The organism is Cupriavidus phytorum (assembly GCF_003254285.1).
Taxonomy (GTDB): Bacteria; Pseudomonadota; Gammaproteobacteria; order Burkholderiales; family Burkholderiaceae; genus Cupriavidus; species Cupriavidus phytorum.
In genome coordinates, this window is sequence record NZ_QKZN01000001.1 from 1,062,019 (window position 1) to 1,078,571 (window position 16,553).

Here is a 16,553-nt window from a genome sequence, read left to right on the forward strand (position 1 = left end):
GGTGAGGCTTGTAGCCCTCATCGCTGCGCCGGCGGATGGCGTGCGCCGGGGCGGATGCCACGCCATGCATCGGCGCGCGCGCGCAGCGCCGGGGTGCCGAACCACGCACGCACCTCCGTATCGAGCCGGCGCTGCCAGTTGGGATGGCCGCTGGTGGTGCCGGGCAGGTTGGGCTGCTCGGGCAGGCCGAGCAGGTCTTCCACCGGCAGCAGCCGCAGCGCGGTGCGCGCCGTGCCCAGCCAGGCCAGCACCGCGTCCAGCGGGGCCTGGTCCGGCGCGGGGACCGCGCCGCTGCATAGTCCGGCGTCGCACAAGGCCTGCCACAGCGCCACGCGCTCGCGCGCGCGGCCGGCCTGCGCCTGGGCCAGGGTTTCGCCCGGCGCCAGCAGCTGCAGCCGGTAGCGCCACGCCAGGTCCTGGCCGGCCCACCAGCCGGCGACGGTGGGCAGGTCGTGCGTGGTGGTGGTGGCGACGGCATCCGCGGGCCAGTCTTGCGGCGGCATGAAGGCCGCTGTGTCTGCCTCCTGACCGGCCAGGTCGGCGGTCTCTTCCGTTGCCTCATCCCGTGCGTCGTCCTGCGCCTGTGCTTCGCGCTGGAACCACAGCACGTCGATGCCCAGCACGCCGCGCGCCGACAGTGCGGCATTCAGCTCCGGCGGCACCGTGCCGAGGTTCTCGCCGATGATGATGGCGCGATGCCGCCACGACTCCAGCGCCACCAGCCGCAGCAAGTCCTGCAGCGGATAGCGCAGGTAGGCGCCGTCGCTGGCGGGCGCGCCGGCCGGCACCAGCCACATGCGCGCCAGGCCCAGCACGTGGTCGATGCGCAGTCCGCCGGCGTGCGACAGGTTGGCGCGCAGCATCTCCAGGAACGCCGCGTAGCCGTGCCGGCGCAGCCCCCGCGGCGAGAACACCGCCACGCCCCAGTCCTGTCCGAGCGGGTTGTAAAGGTCGGGCGGCGCGCCGGCATGGAAGCCGGCCAGGGTTTCGGGCTGGCGCGTCCAGGCCTGGCTGCCGCCGGGGTCGGCGCCGACCGCAAGGTCGCGGATGATGCCGATGGCCATGCCGGCGTCCCGCGCCGCGCGCTGCGCCCGCGCCAGGCCGTCGTCGGCCAGCCATTGCAGGAAGGCGTGGAAGGCCACGTCGTCGGCGTGAGCCTGCGCGAACGCGGCCACCGCGGCATCGGCCGGGGAGCGCAGCGTGACCGGCCAGCAGCGCCAGTCCGGCGCGGCCTGCTGGTTGTTGCCGTTGGCGCTGTCGCCGAGCCGTTGGGCCTGGATTGCCTCATAGCAGGCATGTGCATGCAGCGCCGTGCCGCCGCGCGCGCGGAACGCGGCATAGTCGTCCAGCGCCGCGCGCGGCAGCAGGGACTCGCGGCGCTGCCACAGCCAGCGCAGGATGGCGTAGCGCAGCGGCGCCAGCGCGATCCAGTCGATCTCGCCGCGGGCGTCGAGCGCCTGCAGCGTGTCGCCCGCGCCCAGGTCGGCGATGGCGGCGTCGACCGCGGGCTGGCCGAACACCGTGGCAGGGTCGGCATAGAGCGGGTTCAGGAACAGGCGGCTCGAGGGCGCATACGGGCTGTAGCGCTCGGGCAGCGCGGCGAAGGGCGCATGCAGCGGGTTGATGGCGATGGCATCCGCGCCGGCGCGCGCGGCGCTGGTGCAGCCTTCGGCCAGCGCGGTCAGGTCGCCCATGCCGCAGGGCACGCCGCGCCGCAGGCTGTAGAGCTGCACCGCCAGGCCCCATGGTGGCGTGGGCGCGCCTTCGCCGTTGCTCTGCGTGGCCCGGCCGGCATGCCGCAGCGCGTCGGCGACGCCGTAGCAGCGCCGCGGCGCCACCGCCAGCGTGGCATGGGCATTGCCCAGCTCCAGCCGGTGGTAGCCGCAGACGTCGATGGCGGGCAATTGCATCAGCGCGGCATCGGCACCCGCGCCGCGCACCGCGGTGCCGGCGATGATCGCGCCGTCTTCCAGCGTCACCCGGTAGGCGCGCTGCGGCACGGTATGCGGCCACGGCACCGCGACCGGCTGGCCGCGCTCGGCGGTCAGCAGCGGCGGCAGTGCATGCGCCGCGTCGTCGGCGGCCAGCCACGCGTGCGAGGCGGCGCACTGGCCGGGGCTGCCGCACGGCAGGCCCAGTCCTTCCAGCACGCGCCGCAGGGCCGCGTCGCCGACCTCGCGCGGCTGGTCCCAGGCATCGGTCCAGTGCGGCTGCAGGCCGGCGCGCAGCGCCAGCGCCTGCAGCGGCGAAGTCGTGCCAGCGCGGCTCACGCCTGGTCCTCCCGCGGCGTGGGCGCCTGCGCGGCCAGCAGCACCAGAGAGTGGGCGGCGACCGGCTGGGATTCGTTCACCTGTGTGCCGGCCAGCTCGGCGTCGCTGGCCTCGGGGCGGCTGCTGTCGAACAGCACGGCCCACGGCAGCGCGGGCTCGGGCAGCTGGAAGGTGGCATCGCTGTCGCCGGCGTTGAGCAGCAGCAGGGTTACCTGCACCGCGTGCGCATCGCCCGGCGTGGCCTGCGCCAGCGAAGCCAGCAGCGGGCGCTCCGGCTGCGGCGGGGCGGCGGCGCGTCGCAGCGCCAGCGTACGGATCTCCGGATCGGCCCATTCTTCAGGCGTCGGCGGCTTGCCGTCGGTGTCGAACCAGGCGATGTCGGCAATGCCCGGCGCCGGTTCTTCGCGCCCGTGGGCAAAGCGGTCGCCGCCCAGCGCATGGAGCCTGCGCCGCAGCGCCAGCAGCCGGCGCACCATCTGCTGCATCGGCTGCGCGCCGGGCGCCTGGGCCTGCTTCCAGTCCAGCCACGACAGCTCGTTGTCCTGGCAATAGGCATTGTTGTTGCCGGCCTGGCTGCGGCCCCATTCGTCGCCGGCGGTCAGCATCGGCGTGCCCTGCGCCAGCAGCAGCGTGGCCATCAGCGCCTGCGCCACGCGGCCGCGGCGCTGCAGGATGTCGGGGTCGTCGGTGGGCCCTTCGACGCTGCCGTCCGGGCTCCAGTTGGCGCTGGCGTTGTCGTCGGTGCCGTCGCGGTTGTCTTCGCCGTTGGCCTCGTTGTGCTTGGCGCTGTAGCTGACCAGGTCGGCCAGGGTGAAGCCATCGTGCGCGGTGATGAAGTTGATGCTGGCCCACGGGCGCCGGCGGCGGCGGTCGAACAGGTCGGCCGAGGCCGCCAGCCGCGCCGCCATCTCGCCGCGGTGCCCGGCGTCGCCGCGCCAGAAGCGGCGGCTGACGTCGCGGAACTTGTCGTTCCACTCGGCAAAGCCGGGCGGATGGTTGCCGAGCTGGTAGCCGCCCGGGCCCAGGTCCCAGGGCTCGGAGATCAGCTTGACGCGGCTCAGCACCGGATCCTGCATCAGCGCGTCGAAGAAGCCGGAGCCCGCGTCGAAGCCGTTGCCTTCGCGCCCGAGCGTGCTGCCCAGGTCGAAGCGGAAGCCGTCGACGTGGTAGCAATGCACCCAGTAGCGCAGCGAATCCAGCACCATCTGCAGCACGCGCGGGTGCGACAGGTTGAGCGTATTGCCGCAGCCGGTGTCGTTGATGTAGTGGCGCTCGTCGCCGGGCATCAGCCGGTAGTAGCTGGCGTTGTCGAGTCCGCGCCAGGACACCGTCGGCCCCAGCTCGTTGCCTTCGCAGGTGTGGTTGTAGACCACGTCCAGGATCACTTCGATGCCGGCGGCATGCAGGCGCCGCATCGCCACCTTGCATTCCTGCAACTGCCCGGTGCCGAGGTAGGCCGGCTCGGGGGCGAAGTACGACAGCGTGTTGTAGCCCCAGTAATTGCGCAGGCCGCGCTCCAGCAGGAAGCGGTCCTGCAGGATGGCATGCACCGGCAGCAGCTCGATGGTGGTGACGCCCAGCTGCACCAGGTGGTCGATAAAGCGCGGGTCGCACAGCGCGGCGAAGGTGCCGCGCAGGTTGGGCAGCAGGTCGTCGCGCAGCATCGACAGGCCGCGCAGGTGGGCTTCGTAGATCACGGTGGCGGGCCAGGGCACGGCCGGCGGCCGGTCGTCGCCCCAGTGGAAGCTCTCGTCCACCACCACCGCCTTGGGCATGGTCGGCGCGCTGTCGCGGCGGTCCGGCGTGAGATCGCCGCGCGCGCTCTGCAGCCGGTAGCCGAACAGCGCGTCGGACCAGCGCACCGGCCCGCTCAGCTGGCGCGCATACGGGTCCAGCAGCAGCTTGTGCGGGTTGAAGCGGTGCCCGTGGCCGGGATCGTAAGGACCATGCGCGCGATAGCCGTACAGCGTGCCCAGCGCCGCGTTGGGCAGGTAGCCATGCCAGATCTCGTCGGTGCATTCCGGCAACGGCAGCCGGGCCAGTTCCTTGCGGCCGTTGTCGGAGAACAGGCACAAGTCGATGCGCCAGGCGTGCGCCGAGAACACCGCGAAATTGACTCCCAGCCCGTCCCAGTGGGCTCCCAGCGGAAACGGCTTGCCGGGCAGCAGCCGGTCTGCGAACTGGCGCGTCATGTCGCGGCGCCTTCGCTGCCGTCACCCTGGTCGAAGCGCAGCACCAGCGTGGCCAGCGGCGGCAGCGTCAGCGCCAGCGAAGCCGGCTGACCGTGCGAAGGCACGTCGATGGCCGTCACGGCGCCGCCGTTGCCGACGTTGCTGCCGCCGTAGACCGCGGCATCGGTATTCAGGCATTCCCGCCACGTGCCGGCACAGGGCACGCCGACACGGTAGGCCTGGCGCGGCACCGGCGTCATGTTGACCACCGCCAGCACCACCTCGCGGCTGTCCGCCCCCGCGCGGCGCAGCCATGCGAACACGCTGTTGTGGTTGTCGTCGCCGACCACCCACTCGAAGCCTTCGGGACTGTGGTCCAGCGCATGCAGCGCGGGCAGCTCGCGGTAGAGCCGGTTCAGGTCGCGCACCAGCGTGTGCATGCCGCGGTGCATGGGCTGGTCCAGCAGCGGCCAGTCGAGTTCGGCGTCGTGGTTCCATTCCTGCCACTGCGCCAGCTCGCCGCCCATGAACAGCAGCTTCTTGCCGGGATGCGTCCACATGAAGCCGTAGTAGGCGCGCAGGCCGGCAAAGCGCTGCCAGTCGTCGCCCGGCACCTTGCCGATCATCGAGCCCTTGCCGTGCACCACCTCGTCGTGCGACAGCGGCAGCACGAAGGCTTCGGACCAGGCGTAGACCAGGCCGAAGGTCATGTTCTGGTGGTGCCAGGCGCGGTGCACCGGCTCGTGGCCAAGATATTTCAGGGTGTCATGCATCCAGCCCATATTCCACTTGAAGTCGAAGCCGAGCCCGCCGCTGGCGACGCTGGCGGTCACGCCCGGCCACGCGGTGGACTCTTCGGCGATGGTCAGCGCGCCCGGGCAGCGTTCATGGACCACCGCGTTGAGTTCGCGCAGGAAGTCCACCGCTTCGAGGTTCTCGCGGCCGCCGAAACGGTTCGGTACCCACTGGCCGGGCTCGCGGCTGTAGTCGCGGTAGAGCATCGAAGCCACCGCATCGACGCGCAGGCCGTCGGCGTGGAAGTGCTCGAGCCAGTGCAGCGCGCCGGCCAGCAGGAAGCCGCGCACTTCGTTGCGGCCCAGGTTGTAGATCAGCGTGTTCCAGTCCTGGTGGAAGCCTTCGCGCGGATCCTGGTGCTCGTACAGCGCGGTGCCGTCGAACTGCGCCAGCCCGTGCGGATCGGTGGGGAAGTGCGCCGGCACCCAGTCCAGGATCACGCCGATGCCGGCCTGGTGGCAGCGGTCGATGAAGGCGGCAAAGGCTTGCGGCGGTCCCAGCCGCGCGGTGGGGGCGTACAGCGACAGCGGCTGGTAGCCCCACGAGCCGCCGAACGGGTGCTCGGTGATGGGCAGCAGCTCGATATGGGTGAAGCCCAGCTCCTGCACGTAGGGCACCAGCCGGTCGGCCAGGATGTTCCAGCCATGCTGCGCGTCGTTGGCCGCGCGCAGCCACGACAGCACGTGGACTTCATACACCGACATCGGCGTGCGGTACGGGTCGCGTTCCCGGCGGCGGGCCATCCAGTCGTCATCGTGCCAGGTGAACGGCGGCGCCCCCTGGCCGGGACCGGTCACCACCGAGGCGGTGGCGGGCGGCGGCTCGGCGGCAAGCGCCAGCGGGTCGGCCTTGTCGGGCAGCTCGGTGCCATGCGGGTCGAGCAGGTCGTACTTGTAGCGGCTGCCCGGCTGCGCCCCCAGCGCGGCCGGGACGAACAGCTCCCAGATGCCGCTGGGATGGCGCAGCCGCATCGGATGCCGCGCCGGGTGCCAACCGTTGAAGTCCCCGATCACCGAGACCCGCCGCGCATTGGGCGCCCACACCGCGAAGCGCACGCCGTCGATGCCGTCCACGCGCTGGCATTGCGCGCCCAGGCACGCGCCCAGCTCGAAGTGCCGGCCCTCGGCGATCAGGTGCAGGTCCAGCTCGCCCAGCAGCAGGCCGAAGGCGTAGGGGTCGGCGCTGCACTGCTCGGTGCCGTCGGACCATTGCACGCGCAGCCGGTAGGCCGCCGCGCCGGCGCCTGTTGCCTGCGGCAAGCGCGCGGCGAACACGCCGCCGCCATGCAGCCGTTCCATCTCCGCCAGCGGCGCGCCGCCGGCATCGGCCAGCTGCACCGACGCCGCCCCGGGCAGGCAGGCGCGCACCAGCGTGGCGTCGCCATCCGGATGCGGTCCCAGCACGCCGAACGGATCGGGATGGCGGCCGCCCAGCAGGGCGTCGAGTTCATGGCCAGGCAGCACTGCGGCCTGCTTGCCAGCGCGCGTGGTGGTACCGGTGCTGCCGGTACTGGCGGAGGGGCTCATGGCTGATCTCCCTGCGGCGCCAGCTTGCGCAGCAGGCGCGCCAGCCCGCTGGCCGGCAGGTCGATCCACGCGACCCGGTTGGCGGCTTCGTAATCGACTTCATACGCCGCGCGCTCCAGCAGGAACAGGTCGAGCAGCGGTTGCAGCTGGTCGGGCGCGACCCATGGCACGGGCGCGGCCTCCATGTGCTGGCGGTAGCAGTTCAGGAAGGCTTCATTGGCGGTGGTGCGGAAGCGCTCCAGCAGCACCGCGCGCCGTTCCGCCAGCTGCGGCGGCAGCTCGCTGTGGGTGCGTTCGCGGCGGTCGGTGCCGACCGTGGCCGCGGCATAGTCGAGCGAGCGCAGCAGTCCCGCCACGTCGCGCAGCGGCGAGGTCTTGCGCCGGCGCCAGTCGAGCGGCAGGCCGGGCTCGCCTTCGAAGTCGACCAGGTAGGTGTCGTTCTGCGCGATCAGCACCTGGCCCAGGTGGAAGTCGCCGTGGATGCGGGTCTGCAGGCTGCCGGGCGCGGCGGCGGCGAGCTTGTCGACCAGCCCGGGCAGCGCATCGCGCGCCGCCATCAGGGTTTGCACATCGGCCTCGAAGGCCGGGGTTGCGGTCTCTGCGGCGGGCCGTGCCTGAAGGCGGCTCAGCGCGCGCTGCAGCGCCTCCATCGCCTGTCCGGCCCAGGCGCGCGCATCGTCGTCGGTGGCGGGCAGCGGCGTGAAGGCGTCATCGTCGGTGGGACGCGCCAGCACCGCGTGCAGTTCGGCCAGCCGGCGCCCCAGCGTTCCGGCCAGCGCGGCGTAGCCGTTCAAGGCCTCGGCGAACTCGTCCTCGCTGTCCTGCGACGGCAGCGCATCGTCGATGGCGCGGCCCAGGTAATCGAGGGTCCAGTCCCAGCCGTTGCCCTGGTTCAGGATATAGCCCTGCAGCAGCATCATGGTATGCGGCACGCCGTCAGGCCCGGTGCGCACCACCTCGCCCAGCAGCGCGGCGGCGTGGGCATAGCCCTGCGCGGTCAGGTAGCGCGTCATCTCGGCTTCGGGGTGGATGCCGCCCGAGAGCCGGCGCACCAGCTTGAGCACGGCGGTGTTGTTGTACGACAGCGAGCTGTTGGACTGCTCGGCCGACATGTACTCGATCGGGTCGCGCTCCAGTTCCAGCGCGGCCAGACCGGGCTCGGCGCGGAACTGGATCAGGTCGTGCCCGGCGTGGACCTGCAGGCCGTTGCGCAGCGCGCGCACCACCTCGCGCGCGAACGGCTCGACCACGAAGCCGTCGGTGGCGAGCCCGACGCGGCTGCCCTGGCGCACGCGCGCCATCGACAGGCCATGCGCCAGCTGCGAGACCCCGTCGGCGCTTTCGCGGTCCCACAGGATGCCCACCGGCAGCTGGTAGCGCTCGGTGCGCCCGGGCAGGCCCACCTCGACCTCGCCCAGGTAGATGTCCTCGCCGCCGCTGCCGCGCGCGAACGGCAGCAGGTAGGCCAGCGCGACGCGTTCGATGCGCTCGTGCTTGCCGCCGAACCAGCGGCGCCTGCCGATGTAGTGCGGCAGCACCTCGCTGGCCATCAGCCGGCGCGAGGCCTCGGTCAGTTCGGGCCGGCCGGTGTTCTGCATCACAAGGGTGATCTGGTCTGGCATTTGTTCGGGCGCCTCCACGTGCCACGACGGCGGCTGCGCCTCGTCGCTCAGCACGAACCAGTAGAAGCCATAGGGTGGCAGCGTCAGCAGGTAGGTCAGCGTGCCGATCGCCGGGAACGGCGTCGCGCCCATCATCTCCACCGGCACGCGGCCGTTGAACGCCGACAGGTCCAGCTCCACCGCCTGCGGCGCGCGCGACAGGTTGGCCACGCACAGGATGTGCTCGCCTTCGAACTCGCGCAGGTACGCCAGGATCTTGCGGTTGCCGGGAAACAGGAAGCGCAGCGTGCCGCGGCCGAAGGCGCGGTGCTTGCGCCGCAGCGCCAGCATGCGCCGCATCCAGTTCAGCAGCGAATGCGGATCGCGTGCCTGGGCCTCGACATTGACCGCCTCGTAGCCGTACAGCGGGCCCTGCAGCGGTGGCAGCACCAGGCGCTCGGGATCGGCATGCGAGAAGCCGCCGTTGCGGTCGGGCGACCACTGCATCGGCGTGCGCACGCCGTCGCGGTCGCCCAGGTGGATGTTGTCGCCCATGCCGATCTCGTCGCCGTAGTAGATCACCGGCGTGCCCGGCATCGAGAACAGCAGGCTGTTCATCAGCTCGATGCGGCGGCGGTCGCGTTCCATCAGCGGCGCCAGGCGGCGGCGGATGCCCAGGTTGATGCGCGCGCGCCGGTCGGTGGCGTAGACCTCCCACAGGTAGTCGCGCTCGCTGCTGGTCACCATCTCCAGCGTCAGCTCGTCATGGTTGCGCAGGAAGATCGCCCACTGGCAGTTGGGCGGCACCTCCGGCGTCTGGCGCATGATGTCGGTGATCGGGAAGCGGTCCTCGCGCGCGATCGCCATGTACATGCGCGGCATCAGCGGGAAGTGGAACGCCATGTGGCATTCGTCGCCCTCCGGGTCGGGCCCGGTCAGGCCGAAGTACTGCTGCGCGTCCTCCGGCCACATATTGGCCTCGGCCAGCAGCATGCGGCCGGGGAAGTGCTGGTCCAGGTGCGAGCGGATGCTGCGGATCACGGCGTGGGTCTCGGGCAGGTTCTCGTTGCTGGTGCCTTCGCGCTCGACCAGGTAGGGCACCGCGTCCAGGCGCAGGCCGTCGACCCCCATGTCGAGCCAGAAGCGCATCACCGACAGCACTTCGTTGAGCACCTGCGGGTTGTCGAAGTTCAGGTCCGGCTGGTGCGAGTAAAAGCGGTGCCAGAAATACGCGCCCGCCACCGGATCCCAGCTCCAGTTGGATTTCTCGGTATCGCAGAAGATGATGCGCGTGCCGGCGTAGGCCTGGTCATGGTCCGACCACACGTAATAGCGGCGCGCCGCGGAGCCGGGCTTGGCCTTGCGCGCGCGCTGGAACCACGGATGCTGGTCAGAGGTATGGTTGATCACCAGCTCGGTGATCACGCGCAGGCCGCGCGCATGCGCGGCGGCGATAAAGCGCCGCGCGTCGGCCAGCGTGCCGTAGTCGGGGTGGACGTTGCGGTAGTCGGCGATGTCGTAGCCGTCGTCGCGGCGCGGCGACGGATAGAACGGCAGCAGCCATACCGTGTCGACGCCCAGGTTGACCAGATAGTCGAGCTTGCCGAGCAGGCCGGCGAAGTCGCCCACGCCATCGCCATTGGCGTCGAAAAAGGACTTGATGTGCAGCTGGTAGATGACGGCATCCTTGTACCAGAGCGGGTCGGCGTTGAGCAGGGCGGCGCTGGCGGTTTCGGTAAGGCGTTTCATCCGTGTCTCCACGTATGCCTGTCAGGCGCCGTGCGGGTCGGTCGAGACCGGCGCAGCAGGTGGGCGGGGGGCGGGACGTTCCAGCGGCTGCACGTGCCAGACCGCGAACGGCAGCTGCGCCGGGTCGAGCCGGATGCGCTGGTACTTGCCGCGCAGCTCGAAGCGCTGGCCGCGCATCAGCTCCTGCACCGCCAGGCCGGCCTGGTCCGGCAGGCCCCATTCCCACAGCGGGATTTCGATATCGGCATCGTGCGCAGTGCGCGGGTCGAGGTTGATCGCCACCAGCAGCACGTCGTCGCCGAACAGGTAGTCGGTGCCTGGCACGAAGCGCGCGAACCACAGCACCGCGTCGCTGCCGGCATGGTAGAAGCGCAGCCCCAGGTGGTTCTGCAGCGCCGGGTGGCCGGCACGGATCTCGTTGAGGCGCGAGATCTCGGCGACGATATTGCCGGGTTGCTGCCAGTCGCGCACGCGCAGCTGGTATTTCTCGGAGTCCAGGTATTCCTCGCGCACCTTGCCATCGAGCACGAAGGGCGCGCTCTCGCACAGCTCGAAGCCGCTGTACATGCCCCACAGCCCGGACAGCAGCGTCGCCAGCGCCGCGCGGATCAGGAACGCGGGGCGGCCGCCGTGATGCAGGAAGTAGGGGTTGATGTCGGGCGTGTTGACGAAGAAGTGCGGCCGGAAGAATTCGCGCAGCGGGCTCTGCGTCAGTTCGGTCAGGTACTCGGTCAGCTCCCACTTGGCGTTGCGCCAGGTGAAGTAGGTGTACGACTGGCTGAAGCCCAGCTTGGCCAGCCGCGCCATCATCTTGGGCCGGGTGAAGGCCTCGGCCAGGAAGATGGTGTCGGGGTGGCGCGCGCGCACGTCGGCGATCATCCATTCCCAGAACGGCAGCGGCTTGGTGTGCGGGTTGTCGACGCGGAAGATGCGGATGCCGTGGTCGGCCCAGAACATCACCACGTCGCGCAGCGCCTGCCATAGCGCGGCACCGGCCGGCGCCGCGGCGTAGAAGTCGACGTTGACGATGTCCTCGTACTTCTTGGGCGGGTTCTCGGCGTAGCGCAGCGAGCCGTCGGGCCGGTGCGCGAACCACTCCGGATGATCCCGCAACCACGGATGATCGGGCGAGCACTGGATCGCGAAGTCCAGCGCCAGCTCCAGGCCATTGGCCGCGGCGGCATCGATCAGCCGGCTGAAGTCCTCGAACGTGCCCAGCTCCGGATGCAGCGCATCGTGGCCGCCTTCGGCGCTGCCGATGGCGTAGGGGCTCCCAGGGTCGCCCGGCTCGCTGCGCAGGCTGTTGTTGCGGCCCTTGCGATGGGTGCGGCCGATCGGGTGGATCGGCGGAAAGTACAGCACGTCGAAACCCATCGCACGGATCGCGGGCAGGCGCGCGATGACGTCGTCGAAGGTGCCATGGCGCTGCGCGTCGTTGCTCTGCGAGCGCGGAAAAAGCTCGTACCAGCTGGCGAAGCGCGCCGCCAGCCGGTCGGCCTCGACCGGCATCGCCACCGGATGGCGCGACGCGAAAGGGCGTCCGGCCGGGGTCTGCATCACGGCCTGCATGGCCGCGGCGGTGCGCTCGGACAGCAGCAGCTGCAGGCGCCGTTCGTCATCGCCGGCGGCGGTCAGCTCGTCGACGATGGCGGACAGTTCGCTGTCGGTAGCGGTCTTCTGGCTGTCCTTCCTGCCGGATTTCCTGCCGTTGCCCGCCTTGCCGTTGCCCGCTTTTCCATTTCCCGCCGGCCGCAGCAGCGCATCGGCCACCAGCCGCGCGCCTTCCTCGATCTCGAGCGCGACGTTGAGGCCCGCCGCGCGCTTCTTGCCGATCTCGTCGAGCCAGCTGGCGTAGGTGTCGCGCCAGGCCTCGACCGTGAATTCATGCCGGCCCAGCGCCACCAGCGGGAAGCTGCCTTCCCAGCGGTCGTTGATGCCTGGCTGCATCGGCGTTTCGCGCCATTCGCTTTCGCCCGGCGCGCGCCACAGCACCGCCGCGGCCAGCTTGTCGTGGCCATCCATCCAGATATCGGCGCTGACGGCGACGCGCTCGCCCACCACGCGGCGCACGGCGAAGCGGCCGGCGTCGCAGGCGGGCTCGACCCGTTCGATGGCGATGCGCGGCGCCTCCATGGCGGCCACCACGCTGCCCAGGCCGGTGACCGCCAGGGTTTCGTGGCCGTGCGGCGCGGTCGCGTCGGCCCGCGGCATGCCGGGCCGGCTCAGCGGCACCGGCGGCACTTCATAGAGGCGGATATCGGCCGGCGCCAGCGTGATGCTGGACAGTGCATCGAGTCGGCTGGTGCCGTCCATGGTGCCGCCCGGGCCGCCGGCGGCCGGCTCCAGCCGGGCGCTGGCATGCGGCATGGCACTGAGCACGCGGTCGGCGCCCAGGCTGGCCGGCTCCATCGGATCGGGGTTGATCACCACCGCCAGCGCGGGACCGGCGTCGGGCACCGCCGGATCCTCGCGGTGCGGCGCGGCATCGGGCCCGTTGCCATGGCCATCGGGGGCGGGCAGGCGCGCCAGCACGGTCAGCGGCGCGTCGGGGCCGCTCAGCAGGCGCACCGCGAGCGCCGGCGCGGGGTCGCGCGCGGCCAGCCAGGTATTGGCTTCCAGCACTTCATGGGTGATGTCGTAGGGCACGCCGTCATGCGCGTGGCCGTCCGGCGCCAGCGGATCGCGCGCCTGCGCACCGCCGGTCTCGAATCCGGCCGGCACCAGGATGCCGTCGCCAATCGCCGCGGCGGTCCACAGCGCGCGCCGCGCGCTGAGCGCGTCATGGCGCGCCGGCGCCAGTGCCGGCGCCGCCAGCACCCGGCCGAGGCGGCGCAGCCGCGCCATTTCCTCGGTCAGCCAGGCGCTGCGGTAGTCCCACCACGGCAGCGAGCAAAAAGCGCCGTCGAAGCCGGCCGGCGCCAGCTCGTCCAGCTGTGCCGGCGTCAGCCCCGGGGTCCAGGCAAGGAAACGCGGCGTGCCGCGCGCCGTTTCGGGCACCGCATCGCCACGCAGGGTCGCCAGCAGTGCGGCCCAGCACTGGCCCGGCACGCGTGCCGGCGCGCGGCAGCAGAAGCCGGCCGCGCCGGCGGCCCACGCCAGGCGCAGCCGTGCCGCCCACCATTGCACCAGCGCCTCGGCGATCTGCCGGTCATGCCAGCGCAGGCGCGAGCCGGGGATGTGGTTGTCGGTTTCATGCGGCGCGAACGCGGGCGCCGCGGTGTCGATCCAGGCCGCATCGGGAAGGTCGTCGGTCCCGGCGGCGCCGTCCGCCATATAGCGGTCGAGTGATATATCGAGCAGAGGGGCCAGTCCATGCCGGGCGCACGCCGCGAGCGTGTCGTCCTCAGGCAGGTGCGGCCAGCCGCCGATCAATACGTGGTCGAACCCCAGTGCCGCCACGCGCTGCAGCGCATGCTGATCGGCTTCGGGCGTTCCGGTCAGGTCGATCTGGCAGATCCGCACATGTCCTCCCGGTGTTTCGCTCCGGCGGAGCAACAAAAATCCCGGAGCGGCGCCTTGCGGCCAGCCGCCGGGATGGCTCTGCCATGCGAAGTGCGTGCCAGCGCGCCCGCGCGCCGCGACGGGTCGGTTCGCCCAAGCACCGCAAGGGCGTACGGCACGGCAGCGCATGTGCCGATCCGGCAACGCCTTGTAAAAAGTACTGGTGGCCGCCGCGTTGATGGAAATAACGCGCAAGGCCGCGCGGCCGCTGCCGGCCCGCGCACTCGCCGGTATGGTTCTTGCCCCGTTGAACCCGTGCGTGCCATCGCCGGCACGTGGCAAGCCATCTAAGGAGACCCATGGATCAGTGGCTGGAGGCGGCGCAATGGCCGGCAATGGTGGTGACGGTAGTGGCGACCTGGCTGGTCGGTTCGCGCTCGATCGCGCGGCGGCGCGCCGGCTTCTGGGTGTTCCTGGCCAGCAACGTGCTGTGGATTGCGTGGGGCTGGCACGGCGACGCCCATGCGCTGATCGTGCTGCAGCTGGCGCTCATCGCCATGAACCTGCGCGGCATGCGCGAGGCGCGCAAGGCGTGGCGGGCCGCCGCGCAGCACGCCTTCGCCGCAGCTGGCGCTACGCAGGCCCAGCCGCTATCCTTGGACCAGTCCGGCATGCGCCGCATGTCCGGCGCCAACGCGCAACCGCCGGCAGCCGCCGGCTCCGATCGGTGACTTCACGGTCCGCCCGCGGACCAGGGCAGGTGTGCCATGGCGAAGAAAAAAGTCCTGTTGCTCAACGCGCTGATCGCGGCCTCGCGCGACGGCGAACTGGGCTGCCGCCGCGCCGCCACCGCGGCGGCCAACCCCCACCTCAAGTCCGTGCTCACCAGCCGCGCCAATGCGTTCGCGCAGGCCACGCACGAGCTGCAAGCGTGCCTGCTCGACCTCGGCGAGGTGCCTGAGGCGTTTGCAATGTCGGCCACTGGCCGGGCCCCGGCCACAGAAGGGATGGGCAAGCACAGGTCGGACCGTTCCATCGTGCAGGCCATCAGCAAGCGCGAGCACGCCGTGCAGCGCCGCTATGCGCGGGCGCTGCGCACGCACGTGCTGGGCTCGCGCCTGCGCGCCGTGGTGCGCCGGCAGTATCGCGGCGTGCAGTTGAACCACGAGCTGTTCCGCGTGCTGCGACAGCAGTACCGCGCGCCGCAAGAACGGCCGTAGCCGGCGTGCCCCGGGCCACACCACTGTCATGCCGGCCGACCTCCCTGCCTTTGAACATGCCGCCCGGCTCGTGCTGATGTACGGGCTGGTGCCGCTGTGGCTGCTGGCGGGCGTGGGCGACTGGCTCTGCCACCGCGTCACGCAGATCGAACGCAACGCCGGCGTCACCGAATCGCTGCTGCACGTGCTGATGCTGGCCGAGGTGGGCCTGCCGCTGCTGCTGGTGCTGTTCCTGGAGGTCAACGCGCTGCTGATCGCGGTGGTGCTGGCGGCGCTGGTCATCCACGAGATCACCGCATGGTGGGATGTGCATTACGCCAGCAAGCGTCGCCATATCGCACCGGTCGAGCAGCACATGCACAGCCTGCTGGAAGTGCTGCCGCTGGCCGCGGCGTCTTATGTGGTGGTGTTGCACTGGGACCAGTTTCTGGCCTTGTTCGGGCGCGGGCCCGAGCCGGCGCGGATGGCGCTGGCGCTGAAGGCCGAGCCGCTGCCGCCGGCGTATCTGGCCGGCCTGCTGGTGGCGGTGGTGCTGCTGGCGGGGCTCCCTTATCTGGAGGAGCTATGGCGCTGCGTGCGCTGGCGCCGGCGTGAACGCGAGGCACTGCTGGCACAGGCGACGCGGGCCATGCGCGGCGGCGGCTGACCTGCCGCGACGCCCGCTGACGCGATAGTCCGTTGCGTTGCGGGCGCGGGTGGCGAGCAGCCGGCGCGCAGGGCGCGCCGCATGTCCAGGATCATTAATGCGCTTATTGCTTGGGCGCCGGATCCGGCGAATCGCCCTTGGGGCCGCTTGGGGCATCGGCGGTCGGTGCCGCGGGCGCGCCTTGCTCGCGCGGCTTCTTGCTGCGCGCGCTGGTCGAAGCCTTGTCGGACTTGGACTTCGATTTCTTCATGGTGTCCTTGGCGCCGGGGGCGGAAGCGGAGCCCATGTCGGTAGCGGCCGGCTGGTTGCGCGAGGCCGGAGGCGAACCTTCGATCGGCGGCACGCTGGGGTTCGGCACGTTCGGCGACGCCGGGGCCTGTTGGGCAAAGGCCGGCAGGCAGAGCGCGGTGCCGACGACCAGTGCCGTGGTAGCGAGAGTGCGTTTCATGATGGTCTCCATTGCAAGACTACGTCGGTCGGGCCCAGGGCCCTCGGGATTGCCGGTATGCCGTCTCGGCGCGCCGGCGATTCATGGGCGCGCGTCGCGGCCTTGCCCGCTGCGCGCCAGTTCGTGGTAATGGCAGATGCGTGCCAGGGCCCAGTCGGCGGCGGCTTCGCGCACGGCGTTGCGCGCACCGGCGAAGCGGCGTGTCTCGGTAAAGGCTGCGATGCCCTCCGCGTGCGACACCACGTCGTGCGCGGCATGGCCGTGGCGGCGGAAGACCCAGGCAAAGCACTGCGTGCCGGCGGGGATATCGCCGTCGCCGCCCCCATCGGCCACGCCGGTGTTGGCGATTGCCAGGTCGGCGCCGGTCAGTTGCATGGCGCCGCGCGCCATCGCCAGGGAGACCGCCTCGCTGGTCAGGCCATGGCGCCGGATGGTCTCGGCCGGGACGTGCAGCAGCTGTTCCTTGGCGGACGGCGAGTAGGCCACGATCGCGCAGCGCAACACGTCGCCGCAGCCAGGCACCTCGGCGATGCGCGAGGCGATCAGGCCGGCGGTGCAGGATTCCGCCGTGACCACGCGCAGCCCATGGCGCAGCAGATAGCGGGCAATGCCGACGTTATTGCTGCGGCCTGCGCCGCCGTGACTCATCGCAATCACTCGCATATTCTCCATTGCGGTATCCGCAG

Annotated in this window: 10 protein-coding genes; 3 read left to right on the top strand and 7 right to left on the bottom strand. The window is 71.2% G+C overall.

The features are described 5' to 3' along the window. Positions 1 to 17: 17 nt before the first annotated feature. The 5 genes from malQ to C7416_RS04595 are packed head-to-tail and all read right to left on the bottom strand — an operon-like array spanning position 18 to position 13,574. A complete protein-coding gene (gene malQ, locus C7416_RS04575; protein ID WP_111517309.1) occupies positions 18 to 2,270 on the bottom strand; it encodes a 4-alpha-glucanotransferase in 2,253 nt (750 codons plus the stop codon). Then, positions 2,267 to 4,462, bottom strand: coding sequence for a glycogen debranching protein GlgX (gene glgX, locus C7416_RS04580; RefSeq protein ID WP_111517310.1), 2,196 nt, complete (start codon positions 4,460 to 4,462; stop codon positions 2,267 to 2,269). The genes malQ and glgX overlap by 4 nt, the downstream gene beginning before the upstream one ends. Continuing rightward, positions 4,459 to 6,762: a 1,4-alpha-glucan branching protein GlgB gene (glgB, locus tag C7416_RS04585; RefSeq protein ID WP_240988289.1), complete on the bottom strand. Its 2,304-nt coding sequence runs from the start codon at positions 6,760 to 6,762 to the stop codon at positions 4,459 to 4,461. The genes glgX and glgB overlap by 4 nt, the downstream gene beginning before the upstream one ends. Then, complete coding sequence (gene treS, locus C7416_RS04590; RefSeq protein WP_111517311.1) at positions 6,759 to 10,112, bottom strand: maltose alpha-D-glucosyltransferase; 3,354 nt, start codon at positions 10,110 to 10,112, stop codon at positions 6,759 to 6,761. The genes glgB and treS overlap by 4 nt, the downstream gene beginning before the upstream one ends. A gap of 21 nt (positions 10,113 to 10,133) precedes the next feature. Then, positions 10,134 to 13,574, bottom strand: a complete 3,441-nt coding sequence (locus C7416_RS04595; protein WP_111517312.1) for an alpha-1,4-glucan--maltose-1-phosphate maltosyltransferase — start codon at positions 13,572 to 13,574, stop codon at positions 10,134 to 10,136. Positions 13,575 to 13,912: 338 nt separating this feature from the next. Here C7416_RS04595 and C7416_RS04600 point away from each other — a divergent pair, with 338 nt between their 5' ends. Genes C7416_RS04600 through C7416_RS28840 form a run of 3 tightly spaced genes read left to right on the top strand, consistent with a single transcriptional unit; the run spans position 13,913 to position 15,419 of the window. After that, positions 13,913 to 14,284 carry a hypothetical protein gene (locus C7416_RS04600; RefSeq protein WP_111517313.1) on the top strand — a complete coding sequence of 124 codons (372 nt, stop codon included), beginning with the start codon at positions 13,913 to 13,915 and terminating at the stop codon, positions 14,282 to 14,284. Between the two features lie 36 nt (positions 14,285 to 14,320). Then, positions 14,321 to 14,773, top strand: coding sequence for a PA2169 family four-helix-bundle protein (locus C7416_RS04605; RefSeq protein WP_111517314.1), 453 nt, complete (start codon positions 14,321 to 14,323; stop codon positions 14,771 to 14,773). Positions 14,774 to 14,801: 28 nt separating this feature from the next. After that, complete coding sequence (locus C7416_RS28840) at positions 14,802 to 15,419, top strand: diguanylate cyclase (RefSeq protein WP_116328168.1); 618 nt, start codon at positions 14,802 to 14,804, stop codon at positions 15,417 to 15,419. 103 nt (positions 15,420 to 15,522) lie between these two features. Here C7416_RS28840 and C7416_RS04615 read toward each other — a convergent pair whose 3' ends face one another. Together C7416_RS04615 and C7416_RS04620 are read right to left on the bottom strand one after the other, a co-directional pair. Further along, positions 15,523 to 15,867, bottom strand: coding sequence for a hypothetical protein (locus C7416_RS04615; protein WP_111517315.1), 345 nt, complete (start codon positions 15,865 to 15,867; stop codon positions 15,523 to 15,525). An 81-nt stretch (positions 15,868 to 15,948) separates the two neighbouring features. Next, entirely contained in the window at positions 15,949 to 16,515 is a 567-nt protein-coding gene (locus tag C7416_RS04620; RefSeq protein ID WP_111517316.1) for a CinA family protein, read from the bottom strand. Between the last annotated feature and the right edge of the window lie 38 nt (positions 16,516 to 16,553).